General features: G+C 72.7%; 18 protein-coding genes. 5 read left to right on the top strand and 13 right to left on the bottom strand.

The annotated features are described in order from the left end of the window. Positions 1-30 precede the first annotated feature (30 nt). From NQZ70_RS52650 to NQZ70_RS52640, 3 genes are all read right to left on the bottom strand, one after another. Positions 31-687 carry a hypothetical protein gene (locus NQZ70_RS52650; RefSeq protein ID WP_165374607.1) on the bottom strand — a complete coding sequence of 219 codons (657 nt, stop codon included), beginning with the start codon at positions 685-687 and terminating at the stop codon, positions 31-33. Between the two features lie 31 nt (positions 688-718). Further along, the gene (locus NQZ70_RS52645; protein WP_129580978.1) at positions 719-1,372 is read right to left on the bottom strand and encodes a hypothetical protein; all 654 of its coding nucleotides are present in this window, start codon (positions 1,370-1,372) and stop codon (positions 719-721) included. A 320-nt stretch (positions 1,373-1,692) separates the two neighbouring features. Then, the gene (locus NQZ70_RS52640; RefSeq protein WP_129580977.1) at positions 1,693-3,408 is read right to left on the bottom strand and encodes a cytochrome-c peroxidase; all 1,716 of its coding nucleotides are present in this window, start codon (positions 3,406-3,408) and stop codon (positions 1,693-1,695) included. Between the two features lie 574 nt (positions 3,409-3,982). Here NQZ70_RS52640 and NQZ70_RS52635 point away from each other — a divergent pair. From NQZ70_RS52635 to NQZ70_RS52625, 3 genes are all read left to right on the top strand, one after another. Further along, positions 3,983-4,981, top strand: a complete 999-nt coding sequence (locus NQZ70_RS52635) for a hypothetical protein (protein ID WP_129580976.1) — start codon at positions 3,983-3,985, stop codon at positions 4,979-4,981. Between the two features lie 179 nt (positions 4,982-5,160). Then, positions 5,161-6,228, top strand: a complete 1,068-nt coding sequence (locus tag NQZ70_RS52630) for a hypothetical protein (protein WP_237244871.1) — start codon at positions 5,161-5,163, stop codon at positions 6,226-6,228. A gap of 1,351 nt (positions 6,229-7,579) precedes the next feature. Further along, positions 7,580-7,945, top strand: coding sequence for a hypothetical protein (locus NQZ70_RS52625; protein WP_237244870.1), 366 nt, complete (start codon positions 7,580-7,582; stop codon positions 7,943-7,945). 129 nt (positions 7,946-8,074) lie between these two features. On the opposite strand, the gene NQZ70_RS52620 is transcribed toward NQZ70_RS52625, so the two are convergent. Then, positions 8,075-9,031 carry a GlxA family transcriptional regulator gene (locus NQZ70_RS52620; RefSeq protein WP_129580975.1) on the bottom strand — a complete coding sequence of 319 codons (957 nt, stop codon included), beginning with the start codon at positions 9,029-9,031 and terminating at the stop codon, positions 8,075-8,077. Positions 9,032-9,389: 358 nt separating this feature from the next. On the opposite strand from NQZ70_RS52620, the gene NQZ70_RS52615 reads away from it, so the two are divergent. Both NQZ70_RS52615 and NQZ70_RS52610 read left to right on the top strand, forming a co-directional pair. Next, positions 9,390-9,758 (top strand): hypothetical protein, encoded by a 369-nt coding sequence (locus NQZ70_RS52615; protein WP_129580974.1) that lies wholly within the window; start codon positions 9,390-9,392, stop codon positions 9,756-9,758. Continuing rightward, positions 9,755-10,045 carry a DUF3817 domain-containing protein gene (locus NQZ70_RS52610; RefSeq protein WP_165374606.1) on the top strand — a complete coding sequence of 97 codons (291 nt, stop codon included), beginning with the start codon at positions 9,755-9,757 and terminating at the stop codon, positions 10,043-10,045. The genes NQZ70_RS52615 and NQZ70_RS52610 overlap by 4 nt, the downstream gene beginning before the upstream one ends. An 87-nt stretch (positions 10,046-10,132) precedes the next feature. On the opposite strand, the gene NQZ70_RS52605 is transcribed toward NQZ70_RS52610, so the two are convergent. From NQZ70_RS52605 to NQZ70_RS52565, 9 genes are all read right to left on the bottom strand, one after another. Beyond that, complete coding sequence (locus NQZ70_RS52605) at positions 10,133-11,089, bottom strand: hypothetical protein (protein WP_129580972.1); 957 nt, start codon at positions 11,087-11,089, stop codon at positions 10,133-10,135. Between the two features lie 170 nt (positions 11,090-11,259). Beyond that, positions 11,260-11,454, bottom strand: coding sequence for a hypothetical protein (locus tag NQZ70_RS52600; protein ID WP_129580971.1), 195 nt, complete (start codon positions 11,452-11,454; stop codon positions 11,260-11,262). Positions 11,455-11,602: 148 nt separating this feature from the next. Next, entirely contained in the window at positions 11,603-11,866 is a 264-nt protein-coding gene (locus NQZ70_RS52595) for a hypothetical protein (RefSeq protein WP_129580970.1), read from the bottom strand. A gap of 315 nt (positions 11,867-12,181) precedes the next feature. Then, positions 12,182-13,036: a carbohydrate ABC transporter permease gene (locus NQZ70_RS52590; protein ID WP_129580969.1), complete on the bottom strand. Its 855-nt coding sequence runs from the start codon at positions 13,034-13,036 to the stop codon at positions 12,182-12,184. Continuing rightward, positions 13,033-13,914 (bottom strand): carbohydrate ABC transporter permease, encoded by an 882-nt coding sequence (locus NQZ70_RS52585; protein ID WP_129580968.1) that lies wholly within the window; start codon positions 13,912-13,914, stop codon positions 13,033-13,035. Before NQZ70_RS52585 ends, NQZ70_RS52590 begins: the two co-directional genes overlap by 4 nt. Continuing rightward, positions 13,911-15,281: an ABC transporter substrate-binding protein gene (locus NQZ70_RS52580; RefSeq protein WP_129580967.1), complete on the bottom strand. Its 1,371-nt coding sequence runs from the start codon at positions 15,279-15,281 to the stop codon at positions 13,911-13,913. Before NQZ70_RS52580 ends, NQZ70_RS52585 begins: the two co-directional genes overlap by 4 nt. 37 nt (positions 15,282-15,318) lie before the next feature. Continuing rightward, positions 15,319-16,455 carry an ABC transporter ATP-binding protein gene (locus NQZ70_RS52575; protein WP_129580966.1) on the bottom strand — a complete coding sequence of 379 codons (1,137 nt, stop codon included), beginning with the start codon at positions 16,453-16,455 and terminating at the stop codon, positions 15,319-15,321. A gap of 9 nt (positions 16,456-16,464) precedes the next feature. Further along, positions 16,465-17,271 carry an HAD family phosphatase gene (locus NQZ70_RS52570; protein WP_129580965.1) on the bottom strand — a complete coding sequence of 269 codons (807 nt, stop codon included), beginning with the start codon at positions 17,269-17,271 and terminating at the stop codon, positions 16,465-16,467. 137 nt (positions 17,272-17,408) lie between these two features. Beyond that, entirely contained in the window at positions 17,409-18,740 is a 1,332-nt protein-coding gene (locus NQZ70_RS52565) for an aspartate kinase (protein ID WP_129580964.1), read from the bottom strand. Positions 18,741-18,776: the final 36 nt, after the last annotated feature.

The following is an 18,776-nucleotide window of genomic DNA, read 5'->3' as shown; positions in this document are numbered from 1 at the left end:
CGGGCTCTGTCGGCGCGCGGCCGTCGGGCGTCAACCGGCGAGCGCGGCGAGGCGGCGGAGCCGGTGCGCCGCGAGCTCGGCGCCATGGACGAGGCCCTGGAGGAGGTGGGCGACCGCGCTGTCCTTCGCCGCGCGGGTGGCGCGCGCCGGGCGCGCCGCGAACCACGCGAGCTCGCCGGCGGCCGCCTCGACGAGGGGTTTGCGCGCCGCGAGCCAGCGCGCGCACCACGCCGCGAGGTGCGTGTCGCCCTCTGCCGCGGCGACGTACTGGATCAGCTCGACGAGGTCGATGCCGTGGCGCATCCCGAGCAGCGTGCCGCGGTAGGACTTCTCGGCGTTCAGCAGGTAATCGGCGAGGTCGTCGCGCAGCGCCGAGAAGACGTGGCCCACCGCGCTCCCGCCCGCGCTGATGGGCAGCCCGCGCTCGCCGAAGAGCGACGGGAGCTCCGTCAGCACGGCCTCGGCGTGGGCCGAGACCGCCCGCATGGCGTGCGCCGGCGGCACATCGCCGAGGCGCTCCGCCTCTACCAGCGGGTGCGCCTTCGCCGAGCGCTCCGTCTGGAACAGCTCCCGCACGAGGCTCGCGAGGAACGCGCGCCCCTTCGGGCTCTCCTCCTGCGGTCCGGACTCGTCCCTCGCCACGCGCCCCTCGCCGTCCGGCGCCCCGTTGCTCTGAAGTTCCTGCATGGCCGTCCCCTCTCCCCTCCTCGCGCCGAGGTCAGGATCCGCTCGCGGAGCGCCGCGCTCCTGTCCCGGTGCGCCGCGAGCTCGTCGTCCGCGAAGCGCTGGCTCCGCTGCGGCGCGCCGTGCCCTGCGTGGCGCGGGGGCGGCTGCTCGCCGTCTTGCGCGAGGCGCTGCTCTTGCGCGCGCTCGACCCCGCGCCCTTGCGCGCGCTCGACCCCGCGCCCTTGCGCGCGCTCGACCCCGCGCCCTTGCGCGCGCTCGACCCCGCGCCCTTGCGCGCGCCCGACCCCGCGCCCTTGCGCGCGCCCGACCCCGCGCCCTTGCGCGCGCCCGACCCCGCGCTCTTCGGCGCCGCCTTCTTCGCCGCCGCGCCCTGGCCGGCGCGGGCCGCGGCGTTCCGCTTGCGGGTCGCGGCCGCCTTCTTCGCCGCCGCGCTCCGCGCCGAGGCCGGCCTCGCCTTCGAGGCGGCGCCGCCCTTGCGGCCCCCCTTCTTCGCCGGCTCCTTGTTCACCGGTTTGCCCACCCCCGAGCCCGACTTCTTCCCTCCGCCGGTCATCTTGTTGACGGTCGCCCAGGCCCGCCGCTCGGCCTCGCCCTCCGAAAGGCCGCGCTTCTCGTACCCTTCCTCGATGTGCTCGGCCTGCCGCTTCTGCTTGTCCGTGTAGCTCGACTTATCGCCTCTCGGCATGGTGTCCTCCTTGGCGAGCTCGCGCCGCCGCGCGGGTCCGCTTCTCCGCTGGAAGCCCGGCTCGCCCTGTCGTGAGAAGAAGACAAGACCGTGCCTGTGGCTCGGATCCATCGAACCGCGGTGTCTGCGTCGATCAAGGAGCAACCGCTGTGCCGTCCGCGAGCGCCGCGATGTCGCCTGACGCGCGTCCGGATTTCCCGTCTATTGCGGATCCAGCGCCGCGCCGGCCGGACGATGGCGGGGCGCGATCGTGGCAATCGGCCCCGGGTGATGAGGAACGCCTCAATCGCGTCGCGCGGGGAGCGCGGCGGGGCGAGGGCTCAGAGCGACTCGAGGTAGGCGACGAGATCGTCGAACTGCGCGGAGGTCAGGCCGGAGACGTCGCCGTGATCGCGGCCGCCGCACGCGGGATCGAAGCGATCGCGGAGCGTCGCCGCGCAGCCGTCGTGCATGAACGGCGCGCGCCCGGCGATGCCGATGAGCGAGGGCACCTGCAAGAGCTCACCGGTCCCGACATCCTCGTTCCGGTTGTTGGTGAGCATCGGGCCGCCGTGGCAGTCGGCGCAGGCCACCTTCTTGTCGTGGAAGAGCGCGGCGCCGCGCGCGACGGCGGCCTCGTCCTCGGGCGGCGACGCCGGGAAGGCGGGCAGGCTGTCGATGTAGCGGGCCATCAGGTCGAGCCGCCGGGCGCCGGGCTTCGGGCCGCCCATGCGGGAGACGAACACCTCTCCCATCAGGCCGGCGAGATCCTGCATGTCGCCGCTCCAGTGGAGGGGCGCCGTCTTCAGGATGCCGCCGCCCACGGTCTGGGTCCGGCGCAGGCCCACGGGGTCGAAGTTCCACGTGTGTCCGTCCTCGTGCCCCTCGGGGTGGCACGACGCGCACGCGACGGCGCTGAAGCCGTTCGGCGGGCGATGGAACATGTCGTGGCCTGTGTCTCTGACGCTCTCGCCCGGAAGCGCGATGGTGCGCCCGCCGAGCACGGCCAGGGCGGCCGGCTCGCGCAGCTGCACGACGATGTCCCCTCGGGCGCTGAACGCCACGGCGACCGGCTGCCCGTCCACCGGCTGCGAGGTGACCTCGGGGTTGCAGTTGGCGGACACGGAGTCGCGCGTCAGGTTGCCGGCGGCCGCGGTCACGACCACGTCGTTGCCGGCCCCGACCACGGCCACGCGGCTGCCGTCGGGCGATAGCGCGATGTCGACCGGCAGCGAGACGCCCGGGATGGCGGCCGCGGGCGGCGGCGAGGCCGCCGTGTCGGGAGTATCCGCCGGGGCGATCCGGCTGATCGCGCCGTGCACGATGTTCCCATCGCAATCGCCTGCCTGGTAATAGCCGCCCGGGCTGAGGGTGACCTGCGACGCCATGGCGCGCTGGTGCACCATCAGCGCGCCGCCCTCGGCGCGCGGCACCATGCGCCAGGCCACGGAAGGCGCGTAATCGGAGGTGCTGAACCCGTTGGAGCGGAAGGCGGGGAGCGTGCGGCGCGAGAGCACCTCGCCCTCGGGGCCGACGACCAGGGTCTCGGCGGACTTGAAGCGGCTGACGAGGAGCCGGTCGCCCTCGACCACGACGTCGCGCAGGTCGGGGGCGGGGCGGATCTTGCGGACGGCGGGGCCGCCGGCGGCGGGGAGCGTCACGAGCTCGCCGCCGGCGCAGGCGACGTGGATGGCGTCGCGCGACGCGTCGAAGGCGACCCCGCGGGGCGCGCGGCAGACCTCCCGACGCTCGACGACGGATCGCGATGCGATGTCGAGGGTCGCCACGGCGCCGGCACGCCGGAGCGCCACGTGGACCCGGCCGCTCGCGTCCTCGACGAGGCGCCCGGGCTCGTCCCCGCGCGCGAGCGCGACCGCGGCCGGCTCGCCGCCGTCGAGGTCCACGATCCAGACGCGATCGCGGTCGGGGTCCGCCGCGACCGCCGTGCGCCCGTCGGCGGCGATGAGCAGCGTTCCGCCGCTGATGGCCGGCGGCGGGACCTCCGTCACCATGATCTGTGGATCAGAGCCGTCGATGCCGAAGCCGGGCGTCGGCATGGGGTCCTCCGGCCCGCAGGCCGCGAGGAGGGAAGAGAAAACACCCGAGGAGAAGAGCCCTACCAGGACAAGAGAACGAGAAAGTCGCTGACGCATGAGGTCCTCCGTTCACCGCGCGCGCGAGCTCAGCAAGAAGGATTCCAGGGAGATGTCGATATTTGGACGGCGGCCATCGCCGGGCGCGGCGCGCGCCGCGCGGCGCCGGAGGCCGGAGGCCGGAGCGGGAATGCGCGTTCTCAGGCGTGGTGCGAAGGGGGCGCGCGCTGGTCCGCGGGGAGCGGGTGTACCGGCGGCGCTCCACGCGGCTCATCCTTCGCCCTGGGCGGAGAGGAGCGCCCCGCGGGAGCCTCGCCGGAGGGAACTCCCGGCGCGGGCCGGCAGCTCCGCGAGACGAGGTGCTCGCGGGGAGGTCTTGAGCTGGAAACGATCGTTACGTAGGATGGCTGCCGGCCGGTGGGTGTTGCGACCAGCCGGCGGACACCTGCCTCCTGCGCGATGTCGTGCGAGGGGGGGCGGGTGCCGGCCCCGCGTCTCCGGGGGCTCGTCGTGCGCATGTGATCAGGAGTTTCGAACCGTGGTGAGGGTCCTCCGGAGCAAGATGGCGTCGCAGGCCGGGGTTGCTCTCTCTCTGCTGCTCGCGGGTCGCGCCGAGGCGCAACCTGAGGCATCCTCGGCTGCGGCGCAGGCGCAAGCGCGGTCCCAGCTCGCCGCCCAGGCGAATACCGCCTTTCGGGAGGGGCGATATGCGGACTCGCGCGAGGCGTGGCTCTCGGTCTGGGAGCTGGATCGCTCCCAGGTAGCTGCCTGCAACGTCGGGGCGCTCTCGCACCGCATGGGCGATCCGGTCATGGCCGTGCGCTGGCTGACGCGATGCAAGGAGATCATGCGCGCGCCGAAGACGCCTGACGAGCGCGCCCTCTACGCGTCGCGGCTCGCCGACCTGGCGCGCGCGCGCCAGCTCGTCGGCGAGATCCGCATTGTCGCCCCGGCGGGCGCCATGATCACGATCGACGGCGAGCCGGCGGAGATCGCGGCTGGAGGCGCGGTCCCGGTCCTGCCCGGCCGGCACGTCGTCCGCGCGGCGCTGAACGGCGCCATTGCGGAGGCCGAGGTCAACGTGCCACGCCGCGAGATGCGGGAAGCGAGGCTCACCCCGCGCAAACCGGAGACGAGACCTCCGGCGCGCGCGCAGGCCAGCGGCGCGCGCGTCGCTTCCGGGGGACCGCCCGCGCCGCCGGCGGCATCGCGAGCCGTCGTCGTCGCGGGCGGGATCGGGGCCGGGGTGTTCGTGGCGGCCGGCGCTGGCCTCTTCGCCTTGGGAGAAGTGGAGCTGAATGCCGGGATCAGGGCCGCGCAGGACGCGGGCCCGAACCGCTGCTATCTCCCCTCGCCCGCCTGCGACAGGGCGCACGCGCACTGGGACACGATGGAGACCGCGCGCGCGTTCGGCGCGGCGAGCCTCATCCTCGGCGGCGCCGTGGCGGCCGGTACCCTCGCGTACGCCCTCTGGCCTCGGCAGAGAGCGGAGGTCGTGGTCTCCGCCGGCGCTGTCGCGGTGAGGGGCGTCTGGTGAGCGCGAGGTCACCCGGCTCACGAGACGCGATGCGCTCGCGGCCGCTGATGGAAACTTGCGCGAAGGCCTCGGAGGTGACGATCGTTGCTGGTAGGATCCGATGGTGACGGCGCCCGGCGCCCCGGCGGACAGGGCCGCGGGGCGGGTGCGCCGCAGCCCTCGTGCCGGAGGACTGGACCGTGGATCGATCTGTCAAGCGCTACATCTTCACCTCTTTGTTTCTCCTCGGCTCTCTCCCCATCGCGGGTTTTCTTGCGTGCGACCGGCCGCCTACCGGCGGCGAGTGCACGTCGCCCATCGATTGCTGGTCGAATGTCCAGACCATTCCCGGCACGACGTGCGCCGGGAACGCCTGCGTGTGCATCGACCCGACGGAGCGCATCTGTTGCAAGCGGGGGTCGACGGATCCGGCGTGTTTGCGGGAGTGCCTCCCTTGCGACCAGTGCGCCGCGGGCACGCCGGGTTGTGAGAAAGAGTGTGTGAGCGACGCCGAGTGCCCTGGCCCGCCGAGCCCGCGGTGCGGGACGGGGCGGTGCGTCGACGGGCTCTGCGAGGTGGAGATCCACGAGGGCAGGATCGACTCCCAGGTCCGGGGCGACTGCATGCAGCTCAAGTGTACGGCCAAGGGCGAGCTCATCGTCCAGGAGGAGCAGGAAGACACCTACGATGACGGGAATCTGTGCACCACGGATCGCTGTGATCACGAGAGACCGTATGTCAGGCTGATCCACGACGAGCCGTGTTCGGGCCCTGGCATCGATCTCGGCGTGTGCGCCCACGGGGTGTGCGTCGAGTGCCTCGACACAGACCCGATGCTGGATTGCCCCAGCGGGCTGGCGTGCGACGGCACGCGCTGCGTCCCTGGCCACTGCGTCAACAACCGGCTGGATGCGGGCCTCGGAGAGACGGACCTCGATTGCGGCGGCGCGTGCCGGCCGTGCGCCACGGGCCTGCGCTGCGCCAGGGGCTCGGACTGCCAGGATCGCGTGTGTCGTGGAGGTGTCTGCGCGTCCCCCACGTGTGCCGACGGCATGAAGAACGGGGACGAGACCGGCGTGGACTGCGGCAAGGACAGCTGCTCGCGCTGCCCGGTCGGCGAGGGCTGCGCCAGGCCGACCGACTGTGCGAGCGGCGTCTGCTGGGCGGGCGTCTGCCAGGCACCGACGTGCACGGACGGCGTGGAGAACGGGAACGAGGGCGGGATCGACTGCGGCGGCGAGGGCTGCGAGCTTCCGTGCCGGGAGTGACCCGGCGCTCCTTGAAGGCGCCCTGGCGCCGCTCCCCTAGCTACCCCGATCGCTGAGGCCAGCGGAGATGCTGCCCCGTTGTGACGACGGGGATGCCCTGGCCCGAGCATGGCTCGTCGTGGGCATGCGCTAGGCAGGCGGTGCGGCGAGGGGCGGCGGCGCTCCATGGTCGAGGCGCCGGGAATCGAACCCGGAGGCCAATCTGGAGGCCCGGTCGCACTCCGGTTCTCATGTGCAGGGACCGCACGGACGCAATGTGGCCCAGATCACTTGTTGACGCCGCCTCTCTGCTGGGAGATCAGACGCGCGCATCCGGAACGGGGAGAAGACATGGGACACGGCCTGAAGGTAAAGGCGAGCGCGCTCGTGCTGTGCGTCGGGCTCGCGATGGTGCTCGCGTCGGCATGCGACTTGACCTACACCTGCGACACGGTGGAGCCCGGGAGCGCGGGTGCTGGATACCCGACAGAATCCGTGGGGGCGGGAGATTACCCGAACAAAGGCAAAAAAGGCGAAGGAGGGGGCGAAGAAGTGGGCAGCGACTCATTCGCACTGATGGCAGGATGCGCCCCGGTCACCAGGTGCAGCGAATACTTCGAAGTTTGTCAGGCCAAAGGGCGGGCTTGCACGCGCATAACGACAAGTGGCTATACGTTCTGCCGCGACTGCCTTGACGACTGCCTTCGCAACGAACCATATGAGTCCAGTGAGTGTTATCGCTGTGGATATCGCTAGTGCAACACATGTAGTGTTTGAGTCTCGTGTTGCGGACCGCATTGCGTCGCTAGGCGCCACCAGCGCGACCGTTGACTCCGACTGCCTTCTTGTTGGGCCGTCCCGCATGGGCACCTCAGAGCATGTCCTTGCGCGTCAGGCATGGTGGGGCTCTTTCGTCGACCCCATCAGTGATGATAATAAGATAGGCCCCGTGGTTGTCGTGTGGGTTTCGTCCACAAATCTGCGCGAGCGCGTGGGTCTCTGGAGAGTCTGCGGTAGGCTGCACGAGTGTGGCATCCCGCGTAAGGACATCGTTGTCGTCGAGCTGGACCCGCCATTCCGCGGGCTGGATGCGCGAGAGTCTGCCGTGCCGACGTGGTGCTCCGCCTCCGAGCTGGGTACCATCCCGGCGCGGCTCCGTGAAGCGCGCCCCTGGCCGCGCGAAGGCTACCGGCGTGCCGTTCGCCTCTGGAGCCAGTACACCGCAGCGGACCCGAGGAGGTTCACGCAGAGTTGCACACGTGGTGTCGAAGGATTTCCAGAGCTCGCCCCCTTATGGGCATTCCTCTCTTCCTTTTTTCCAAGAAGGACTGCGGACGGAGCCCTGCGTCTCAGCCGATTCGACGAGCTGCTCATGACCATCCTGTCGACAGAATGGCAGACTCCTCTCGCGGTGATTAGTCGCGACATGCGATCTGGAATGCATTTATGGCGGATGCTTTCCTGCACAGGCGACCTGTTTCTCCCGCGCCGGCTGGAGCACTGGGCAGACCACAGTTCGAGCGCATTCGTAGAGCGCGCGCCCGGTCCAAAGCCGCCCAATGCTGGCTACCCCATGCTCTCGGAGGTCTACCGCCTCACCGAACGCGGGATGCGGCTCCGGGACAAGGGGCTCGACGAGCTCACGGATGCGCCAAGCCTGCCCATCGCCGGGACCGAGGCGTACTCGCCTTCTGCCCCTTGGGTGCTGCTCGAAGACGGACGGCTCGCCCGGCTGTGAGGCGCAACGCGGGCGCCTGCGAGGAGCCAGCGCGCACGGACGGCGTGGAGAACGGGGACGGGGGCGGGATCGACTGCGGCGGCGAGGGCTGCGAGCTCCCTTGCCGGGAGTGACCCGGCGCCGTCGAGATCAGCTGGCGCGCCGGGGACGGCTCTGGAACGCACGGCGGTAGGCTTGCGGGCTGATCCCGGCCACCCGATGGAAGTGCTGCCGGAAGGCCGCGACCGAGCCGAACCCGGCGCTGGACGCGACCCGCTCGATGGAGAGGGGCGTCGTCTCCAGCAGCGCCTGCGCCCGGCGGACGCGCGCCTTGAGCAGCCACTGGAGCGGCGTCGTGCCCGTCTGCTCCTTGAAGTGGCGGCTGAGGGAGCGGACGCTCATCGCCGCTCGCCGCGCGATGTCGCCGAGGGAGAGGTCGTCGTGCAGGTGCTCTTCCAGCCACTCCAGCACTCGGCTCAACGAGACATGCTCCGTCGGAGGGGGCGCTCGCTCGATGAACTGAGCTTGGCCGCCGTCGCGCTCCAGCGGCATCACGGACAGGCGCGCCGCCGTGGCGGCCACGGCTGCCCCGTAGTCGCGCCGCACGATGTGCAGGCACAGGTCGAGCGCGGCGGCCGCTCCGGCCGACGTCAGCACCTTCCCCTCGTCGACATAGAGGACGCTGGGGTCCACCGATACCCGCGGAAAGCGCCTCGCGAGCTCCTCGGCGGCGAGCCAGTGCGTGGTCGCCCGCTTGCCGTCGAGCAGCCCCGTCGCGGCGAGCAAGAACGCGCCGCTGCAGATCGAAGCGACGCGCGCTCCTTGCTCGGCGGCTCGTCGGACGGCGCGGATCAGAGGCTCCGGGATCTGCCGAGAGACGTCCGCGATGCCCGGAAGGATGACCGTGTCGGCCTTGCGCAGGGCCGACAGCCCCCGCCGGACCCTCATCCGAAATCGCCCGGCGTCGATGTCGCGCTTCACGCCGCAGACCTGCACCTGATACCCCGGGCGCCCGCTCGCGAGGCGTACGCGCTCGAACACCTCGATCGGCGTCGAGAGATCGAAGGCGACCACCCCGTCCAGCGCGACGATCACCACCCGATGCATGGCGCCATCATGGCGCGCCCCTCTTCCTCCGACAACGGCAGCGGCCGCGACGGCGGCGATCCCTGCCGGCTCGCCGCTGCATCGTCTCCCCCCTGGGCCCATGTTCCCGCGACGGGGTGACCCGCGACCTCGCGATGCGGCGGCGACCTCGTTTTCACAGGGCGCGACGCTGGCCAGATCCTGTCGATCATTGTCGTTTTTGCCGCTCGCGCGGAGGGCGCCCGTCCTCCAGACTGGCGTCCGCGTGGAGTCCCGGGCGTCAGCCCCGGACGCCGCCACGTGCCACGGAGATGCTGGACCCCGAGCCGCTTACGATGCTTGAACCCTGGATCAGGGACCTCCGGCGGGAGGCGTACCGATGATCGCGTATCGATGCATTCTCGTGCTCAAGCTCCTGAGCGTCATGGGGTACGCCGGCGGCGCCGTCGGCGCTTTCCTGTGCGAAGATCCAGCCGCGAGGAGGCGCGCCGTGCACCGCGTCGCGTCGCCCAGCCTGCTGGCGACGTGGCTGTCTGGATACGCGCTCTTGGTCCTGAACGGCTGGCCGCTGTTCGAGCTCTGGATCGCGGGCGCGCTGCTCCTGTCGCTCGTCGGCAACGCCGTGCTGGTCTACTGCGTCAGCCGAGAACGCAGCGACCTCTCCGCGTTTCTATGGTCCGCGCTGCCCGTGGTCTGCGTCGTGGCGTTGATGGTGGTCAAGCCGACCTGGGCGCAGGTGCGGCCGTGAACGAGCGCCGGGCCCTCCGGATCGCGAGCATCGTCGAGGGAGCATCTCTCCTGCTGCTGCTCCTCGTGGCGATGCCTCTGAAATACGCGCTTGGCTACCCCGTCGCGGTGCGCATCGCCGGGAGCGTGCACGGCGTGCTCTTCCTGGCGATGCTCTCCGCGGCCTTCCGGGCGGCGCTCGAGCGCTCCCTGTCCAGCCGGGCCGTGCTCAGCGTGGTTGCGCTGTCCGTCGTCCCGTTCGGGTTCGTCATCTCGAACCGGATCCTGCGCGTCGGAGACCGGGCGTAGAGCGGGGTCGACGACCGCGGCGGCGAGGGCTGCGCGCCGCCGCGCCGGGAGCAGCGCCGCGCGCTCCCGGCGGAGAACGCTCTCGGTTCAGACCGGCGCGTCGTCGTCGTCGAGCGGATCGTCCTCCGCCGGCGGCGTGCCGCTGGTCGCGCCGCCGCCGGCGGTGCCGCCGCTCGGCGCGCCGGCGGCCTTCTTCCTCGGCCTCCGGCTGAAGAGCCGCCGGGTCGCGATGGGCACGAGGCGCGGGATGGCCGGGTCCTGCTCGTTGGCGCGCTCGAACACGCGCACGATCTGCTCGAGCAGGATGAGGTTGATGCCGTCGGCCCGGTCGAGATCGCCGCTCGTGACCTTCTGTCCTGCGGGGCGCGCGCCGGCCGCCTTCGCCGCCTGGATCAGCTCCTCGGCGACCTCTTCGAGGCGCTCGACGTAGTCCTGGTCGAGCCGCATCAGCCTGGCGCGCACGGCGAGCGGGCCCTTCTTCTGCGCGAGGTAGCGCCTCCCTAACGCGGCGAGCTGGGCGAGCCCGCGCGCGAGCGCGGCCGGGTCTTCCGCGGTGCCGACCGCCTGCGCGAGCTCTTCGCGCGCCTCCTTGCCCGAGCCGGCGACGCCGCGCAGGACCTCGTAGGCCTGATCGCGCAGGAGCAGGGCGCGCGAGAGCCGCTCGCGCAGCCCCGCGTCCCGCGTGGCGCGCGTGGCGTCCTTTTTCTGGCCGGCGCTCTCGTGCACGTCGAGCAGGCGTTCGAGCGCGATCGCCTGCTCGACCGCGAGCGCGAGCAGCTCCGGAGAGAAGCCGCGCAGCTTCTCCCGCCTGTCCTTCGACGCCCCGTCCCAGCACGCGTGCGCCGTCGCGTAGAGCCGGCGCATGTCGGTCAAGACGCGCGAGGAGGCGATCTGCCTGCCCCGCTCGACGAGCTGCGCCTCGGTCGCGCCGTCGAGCAAGGCCTCGAGGAGCCCAGGCTCTGGCTTGCCGAGGCGCTCGGCCAGGGCTTCGAGGGTGGGGTCGTTGTCGTCGGTCTCTTCGAGGTGAGAGGTAGGTTTGGCCATGACCGCAAGCTAGGCGGCTGTGGCTCGAGACGTCGAGGGAATCGCACGTTCTTGGCATCGGGACGGCGAGCGCCAGCGGGAGCATGTCTCTCGGCGACGCCGGCGCGGCCCGCGCCGCGCGGCTGCCGGCATCGCGGCGGAGATCGTCGTCATTCCGGGACGAGGCGTCGTCATCCGAGATCGGAGCCGTCGTCATCCGGCCAGAGCCCGTCGTCATCCGGCCGGAGCCCGTCGTCATCCGGCCGGAGCCCGTCGTCATCCGGCCGGAGCCCGTCGTCATCCGGCCAGAGCCCATCGTCATCCGGCCGGATGCCGTCGTCATCGGTGGGGCGACCCGTCGTCATCCGGCCGGATGCCGTCGTCATCGGTGGGGCGACCCGTCGTCATCCGGCCAGAGGCCGTCGTCATCCCGCCAGGAGTGCGACGGCGCTGCCTTCCCCCTGCCCCGAGCTCGGGCACGACGCCGACGACGAGCTCGAGGGCGAGCTCGCCGCCGTCCGCAGCAGGCCGCCGTCAGCGGTAGGTTCCGCCGAATCCCATCTCGTGCTCGATCTTGACCAGCTTGTTGTACAGGCCGATCACGAGCAGCGAAGGCACCCACTGGCCGATGAAGTTCGCAGCCTGCCTCTTGCCGGCCAGCATGCAGCCGGCCGAGATCAGCATCGAGCCGATCGCCAGCCCGAGATAGGCACCGGACGGAACCCTGCCGGTCCGCTCCTCGATCCTCTGCGTGACCTTGCCCTCTTCCTTCCGCATCATCGGTTCGGTCGTCGTCATCGTGGATCTCCTCCCGCGGCGCCGGGCCGGCGCTGCGCTTGCCGCCGCGAGCCGTGCGACGACCGGGCCAGAAACCAGGGCGCCCGGACGAGAACAAACCGCGCAGCGCCCTCCCCTCCATCCGGCGCCGCGGCCCGCCGCGATTCGCGGCGATCGCCAGCCCGGCGCGGCGCAGGCCGGCCGCACCAGCGTGGGTGGCAAGCGCGATCACGCCCCGCGCCCACTGCCACGCCGATGCACACGCCGGCCGGCCAAGCCGCGCTTCCAGCAGCCCGGCTGCCTCGAGTGTCGGCCCCGCCCAGGCGCCCGATCCGCTCAGACCCGCGCCGTCACCGCGCGCAGGAGCTGCCGCTGCGCCGCCGCGAACACGAGGAGCACGGGCAGGCTCAGGATCACGTTGCCGGCCATCACGAGGTGCCAGCGGACCCCCGTCCCCTGCTCCCGCAAAAGGGCGATCGCGAGCGGCAACGTGCGCACCCGGTCGTCCGTCGTCATGACGAGCGGCCAGAAGTAATCGTTGTAGTGAAAGACGAAGCTGAACAGGAACAGCGCCGAGAGCGTCGGCCGGAGCATCGGGCCGAGGATCAGGTAGATGATCCTGAGCTCGCCCGCCCCATCCATCCTGGCCGCCTCGATGATCTCGTCAGGCACCGACAGCAGCGCCTGCCGCACGAGAAACGTCCCGAGCGCGCTGACCCCGAAGGGGAGGATCAGCGCCGCGAACGTGTTCACGAGGCCGGCCGCGCCGAGCATCGTGAACACCGGCACGAACGTCACCTGCGCCGGGATGAGCAGGCACGAGAGCACGAGGACGAACGCGGCGCCCCGCCCGACGAACCTGAGCTTCGCGAGGGCATAGCCGGCCGGGAGCGCCAGGGCGATCTGCAAGAGCGCGATGGCCGTCGCCATGAACACGGTGTTGGCGAAATACCGCATCACCGGCACCGCCTGGAGCACCTCGCGGTACGCGCCGAGCTGGATCGCCTGCGGCAACGGGTACGCCGGAGCGCGGGTGATCTCGGGCAGCGTCTTCAGCGAGGTGATCGTCATCCACACGTACGGCCCGAGCCACACGACGGCCACCGCGAGGAGCACGAGGTCCGAGACGAGCCGGCGCGCGCGCGCGCTGAAGAGCCCCGCGCCCGCGCCGCCGCCGCGCCCCGCCGTCACGACGGCCGCCTCCCCTCGCGCGGGACGCCCGCGCGGAGCGCCCAGAGCTGCAGGACCGTCAAGAGGAGCAAGACCCCGAAGAAGATCACGATCATCGCGCTCGCCCGGCCGACCCGCAGGTTCACGAAGACGTGCTCGTAGATGGCGTAGACGAAGAGGGTCGTCGACTTGACCGGCCCGCCCTGCGTCATCACGCGGATCACGTCGAACGCCTGGAAGGAGAGGATGAGGCTCGTCGTCGCCACGAACGCGGCGCTCGGGCGGAGCAGCGGCCACGTCACGTGGCGAAACCGCCGCCACGGGCCGGCGCCGTCGAGCGCCGCCGCCTCGTGCAGCGCGCGCGGGATGTCCTGCAGGCCCGCCAGGAAGATGACCATCGCATACCCCGTGATCTTCCAGACGCTCACCGCGGCCAGCGCGAGCAGCGCCGACCGGGGATCGCCGAGCCAGCTCATCGCCGGCAGGCCGAGCCCGCGGAGCGCCGCCGAGACGATGCCCTCGGCGTCGAGGATCCACATCCAGAGGAGCGCCACCGCGACCCACGACACGACATAGGCGCTGAACACCGCGCCGCGCACGAAGGCGTAGACCGGCCCGGGCCGATCGAGCGCCACCGCCAGCGCGAGCCCGAGCGAGCCGGAGAGCGTCACCACGACGGCGCTGTAGCCGAGCGTGCGGAGGAGCGTGCCGGCGAGCTCGCCGCTCCCGGCGAGTACCTCGTAGTTCCGCAGCCCGACGTACCGCGGCGGCGTGAGCAGATCCCACGCGTAGAAGCTGTTCTTCGCCGCGAGCAGGAGCGGGACCAGGAAGAACACGGCCAGGAAGGCCGCGGTCGGCAGGAGGAGCAGGTACGGCGAGAGGGGGTGCTTGGGCTTCATCGCTCGCGCGCCGCGCGGACGGCCTCGGAGAGGGTCTCGGCGGCGTCGCGCGGGACGAGCACCGCCTCTTCGAGCCGAGGCTGCACCACCTCGCGCTGGATACGGAACAGGTCCGGCGACCAGGGCCAGGGCGCGGCGTGCGCGAGCTGGTCCAGGGCGACGCGATCGTTCGGGTGCGCGGCGTAGTAGCCGTCCCGCGTGAGGTCCTTGAGGCCGCGCCGCGAGACGGGGATGTAGCCCGTCCGCGTCGCGAACGAGTTCGCCTGCTCCGGCTGCATCATCCAGCGCAGGAACGCGAACGCCGCCTCCTGCGCCGACGGCGCCGCGCCCCGCGGCATCACGAACATCGTCCCGCCCGTGGGCACCGAGGCGCGCACGTCGCGCGGCAGCGGGGCCGCGCCCACCTCGAACCTCCCCGCGCCCGCCTGGCTCGCGTTGTCCTCCAGGTACCGGAGGAACGCGGTCGAGGTCCAGATCATCGCGACCCGGCCGGACAGGAAGTCGGTGTTCACCACCTGCCAGGCGTTGTAATCACGCCCCGGCGGCGGCTTCATCGTGCGGTCCTCGTGCACGAGCGTCTGCCAGAACCGGAGCGCGCGCACGCCCGCGTCGCCGCCGAGCGTGGGCGTGCCGTCCGGGCCCACGACGTCGCCGCCGGCCTGCCCGACGAGCGCCGCCCAGAACCACCAGTCCACCGGGCACTCGAAGCCCCACCGCCGCGTGCTCGCGCCGTCGCGCACGACGAGCCGCGCGGCCGTCGCGCGGAGCTCGTCCCAGGTCGACGGCGGCGACAGCCCGAGCTCGCGGAACACATTCCGGTTGTAGTAGGCGATCGGCGTCGACCGGTTGAACGGCAGGCACACGAGCGGGCGCTCGCCCCCGCCGACGAACGTCCCCGCCTGGCCGAGCGCCTCGACCACGTCGATGTCGCCGTGCCCGGGAGGGGGCGCGCGGATGAACCGATCGAGCGGCTCGAGGACGCCCGCCTCGGCCAGGTACGGCACCACCTCGCCGACCACGTGCGTCAGCGCGGGCGCCGCGCGCGCCGCGAGCGCGGTCCGCAGCTTGGCGAGCGCCTCGAAGTAGTCGCCCTGGTACACCGCGTCGATGCGGTAGATGCCCTGCGAGCGGTAGAACTTGTCGACGAGCGACAGGAGCACCTCGCGGTTCTTGCCGCCGTAGGCGAACCACAGCGAGGCCCCGATGCGCCCGTCCGGCGTGCGCCGTGCGCAGTCGACCGCCTCGGACGCGACGGCGGCGCCGGCCGCGGCCGCGGCGATCGACGCGGCGAGCGCCCGGAGCGCGTCGCGCCGCGACACGGCGGCGCTCGACCCGGACCGCGCGGCGCCGCGCGCGCGCCCGCTCACGGCGCGGCCTCCCCGCCCACGGCGCGGACCGCTCCGCTCATGACGCGCCCCGCGGCGGGGCGATCCGCGCGCCGGAGCCCGCGTCGAACCAGAGCACGGCGCCCGGGTCGAGCCGCGCGCGCACCGCCTCCCCCGGCGCGGGCGTCGCGAAGCCGTGCGCCCGCGCGCGCAGCCGCGCGCCGCCGGCCTCGAGGTACAGGAACGTCTCGGCGCCGAGCGGCTCGGCGACCACGACGCGCGCCTCGACCTCCACCTCGCCCCGCGCCCCGTCGCCCGCGGCCCCGGCGTCGCCCCACGCCCCCGCGCCGCCCTGCGCCCCCGGCGCGACGCGCAGGTGCTCGGGCCGCACGCCCGCGATGACCCGCTCCGGGAGCGCCGCCCCCGGCGGGGCGGGCAGCGAGAGCGCCGCGCTCGCGTACCGATCGCCGGCGCGCTCGAGCGGGACCAGGTTGATCGCCGGCGTGCCCAGGAAGCCGGCCACGAAGGTGTTCGCCGGCGCCTCGTAGATGGCGCGCGGCGGGCCGACCTGCTGGAGCTCGCCGGCGCGCAGCACGGCGATGCGGTCGCCCATGGTCATGGCCTCGATCTGGTCGTGGGTCACGTAGACCGACGTCGTGCCGAGGCGGCGCACGAGCGCCGCGAGCTCGACCCGGAGCTCGGCGCGCAGCGCGGCGTCGAGGTTCGAGAGCGGCTCGTCGAAGAGGAACGCCGCCGGCGCGCGCACGATCGCGCGGCCCATGGCCACGCGCTGGCGCTCGCCGCCCGAGAGCTCGCCGGGGCGGCGAGCGAGCAGGTGGCCGATGCCGAGCAGCGCCGCCGCCTCCTCCACGCGGCGCGCCCGCTCCGCCTTCGCGACCCCGCGCATCCGGAGCGGGAAGCCCATGATGTCGCGCGCGGTCATGTGCGGGTACAGGGCGTAGCCCTGGAAGACCATGGCGACGTCGCGGTCCTCGGGCGCGACGCGGCCGACGTCGCGCCCGCCGATCGAGACCGTGCCGCCGTCGGGGCTGTCGAGGCCCGCGATCAGCCGGAGCGCCGTGGATTTGCCGCAGCCGGAGGGGCCGACGAGGACGAGCAGCTCGCCGTCCGCGACCTCGAGGTCCAGGCCGGCGAGGGCGGGGCGCTCGGCGCCCGGGAAGCGTCGGGTAAGGCCGCGGAGCGAGAGGGTGGCCATGGCGGCAGCTCAGGTGTCGAGCAGGACGAGCCCCGGGATCGACCCCGCGACCGCGAGCAGCTTCGGGCTCGGGGCGACCGCGACGGGCACCCGGGCCGTCCGCAGCAGGGCGGCGTCGTACGCGCTGTCGCCGAACGCCGCAAGCACCGCGAGCTCGGGGAACAGGCGCTCGAGCGCGCGGGTCTTGCCGTCGCCGTAGGTCGCGGGCGCGGCGAGCTCCGCGGCGAGCCGGCCCTCGCGGACGGCCGGGGTCATGGCGGCGATCTGCTCGGGCGCGACGCCGAGCCGCCGGACCGCGCGCTCGATCACGGCGCGCGGGGAGGCGGAGACGACGTACACAGGGGCGCCCCGCGACCGCGCCCAGTCGAGGATCGGCAGGAGCGCCGGCCGGATGCGCCCGGCGTGGCCCTTCTCCTCGAGCACGCGGTCGATCAGGGCGGCGAGCTCGTCCTCGCGCCACCCGGCGAAGGCCCAGGCCATCATCGCGAAGGCCCGGTCCTCCGGGTAGCGCTCGGCGGCGAACGCCGCGTAGAGCGCGCTCGCGATCTCGTGCGCGCCGCCGTCCGCCGCGACGCCGAACGCCTCGGCCTCGCGCCGCAGCGCCGCCTCGGCCTCGGGCCGCGCGCAGCGCCCGGCGAGGAACGCCTCGAACAGGTCGATGCCGACGTCGCCCTCCCAGAGGGTGCCGTCCGCGTCGAACGCGAGGGCGGCGCCCGGGCCGAGGGCGGAGCGCGCGGCCTCGATCCGCCGCAGGATGTCGCTCGTGCTCTCGCGAGGGATGGGCGCCGCGCTGCCGCCCTTGTGTGCCGCTGTCATGGTCTCCCGGGGCCGGACGCCGGGTCCGGCCGAGGGCTACGCCTACTGCGGCGCGCGCGTCGCGTCACGCCTGTCAACGTCCTGTCACGCGGCCGGCGGCCGGTGTCACGCGGCCCGCGGCCAGCCGGGGTGAGCCGTCACCGCGCCTTCTCGAAGAGGGAGCGGTGCAGCACCCCGACCGCGGCCGCGACGCTCGCGTCCTCGATGACCATCGACAGGTTGATGCTGCCCATGGCGTAGCTCAGCATCTCCACGTTGACGCCGGCCTCGGCCATCGCCTCGAGCACCTGCGCGGCGACGCCCTTCTGCTTGGGCAGGCCCTTGCCGACGACGACGAGCGTCGTCCGGTTGGGCAGCACCTCGCAGGCGCCGAACCCCTCGAGCTCGGGCAGCGCGCGGCTGAGCTTCCCGAGGTCGTCGGTGGTCATCGAGACCGACACCTCGGACGTGGTGATCACGTCGATCACGACCTCGTGCCGGGCCAGCGCGGCGAGGACCTGCGCGAGGAAGCCGACCTCGCCGAACATCCGGGTCGAGCTGATCTTGAGCACGACCTGCCGCTCGCGGTACGCGATGCTGGTCACGGCCGGGGACCCGGCGTCGGTGTTGAAGTCGATGACCGTGCCGGGGTGATCCGGCCGGTTCGTGTTGAGCACCCGCACCGGGATGCCCTTCTCCATGGCGGGCAGGAGCGTGGAGGGGTGCAGGACGCGGGAGCCGAAGAACGCGAGCTCGGCGGCCTCGTCGAAGCGCATCGTGGGGATGTTCCGGGCCGTCTTCACGACGCTCGGGTCGGCGGTCATCACGCCGTCGGTGTCGCTCCAGATCTGCGCCTCCTCGGCGCCGAGGCCCGCGGCGAGCAGCGTGGCCGTGAGGTCGCTCCCGTTGCGGCCGACGGTCGTGATCTCGCCGGCCTCGTTGCGGCCGACGAAGCCGGTGACGATCGGGACGACGCCCTCGGGGACGCGCTCGGCGAACATGGCCTTCACGCGGGCGTCGAAGCCGGGAAGCGGGCGCGCGCGGCCGAAGCTCGAGTCGGTGATGAAGCCGAGGTCCCAGACGTCGTAAGCGCGGGCCTGGACGCCGCTCCGCGCGAAGAAGTCCGCGATGCAGCGCACGGCCATGCGCTCGCCGAAGCTCGCGATGTAGTCGAGGCTCCTCGGGCTGAGCTCCTTGACGAGGCTGATGCCGCGCAGGAGATCCGCGATCTCCTCGTAGAAGGGGGCGAGGAGCTCGGGCGCGCAGCCGAGCGCCTCGGCGACGGCGCGCTGCTTGCCCACGGGGACGGAGGGGTCGTACTTCCCGGTGGCGGCGAGCTTGGCGGCGTTGATCAGCGCGTCGGTCATGCCCTTGTGGGCGGAGCTCACGACGACGGGGCGGCGGTCCAGACGCGCCCGGACGATGTGAAGGACCTTCTCGATCTGCGCGCGGCTCTCGACCGAGCTGCCGCCGAACTTCATGACGATCATGCGCGTGCCTCCATGGGCCTGCCGGCCCGGTGGGCG

This window comes from Sorangium sp. So ce836, from assembly GCF_028553905.1.
GTDB lineage: Bacteria > Myxococcota_A > Polyangia > Polyangiales > Polyangiaceae > Sorangium > Sorangium cellulosum_D.
This window is presented reverse-complemented; position numbering and strand designations above follow the sequence as displayed.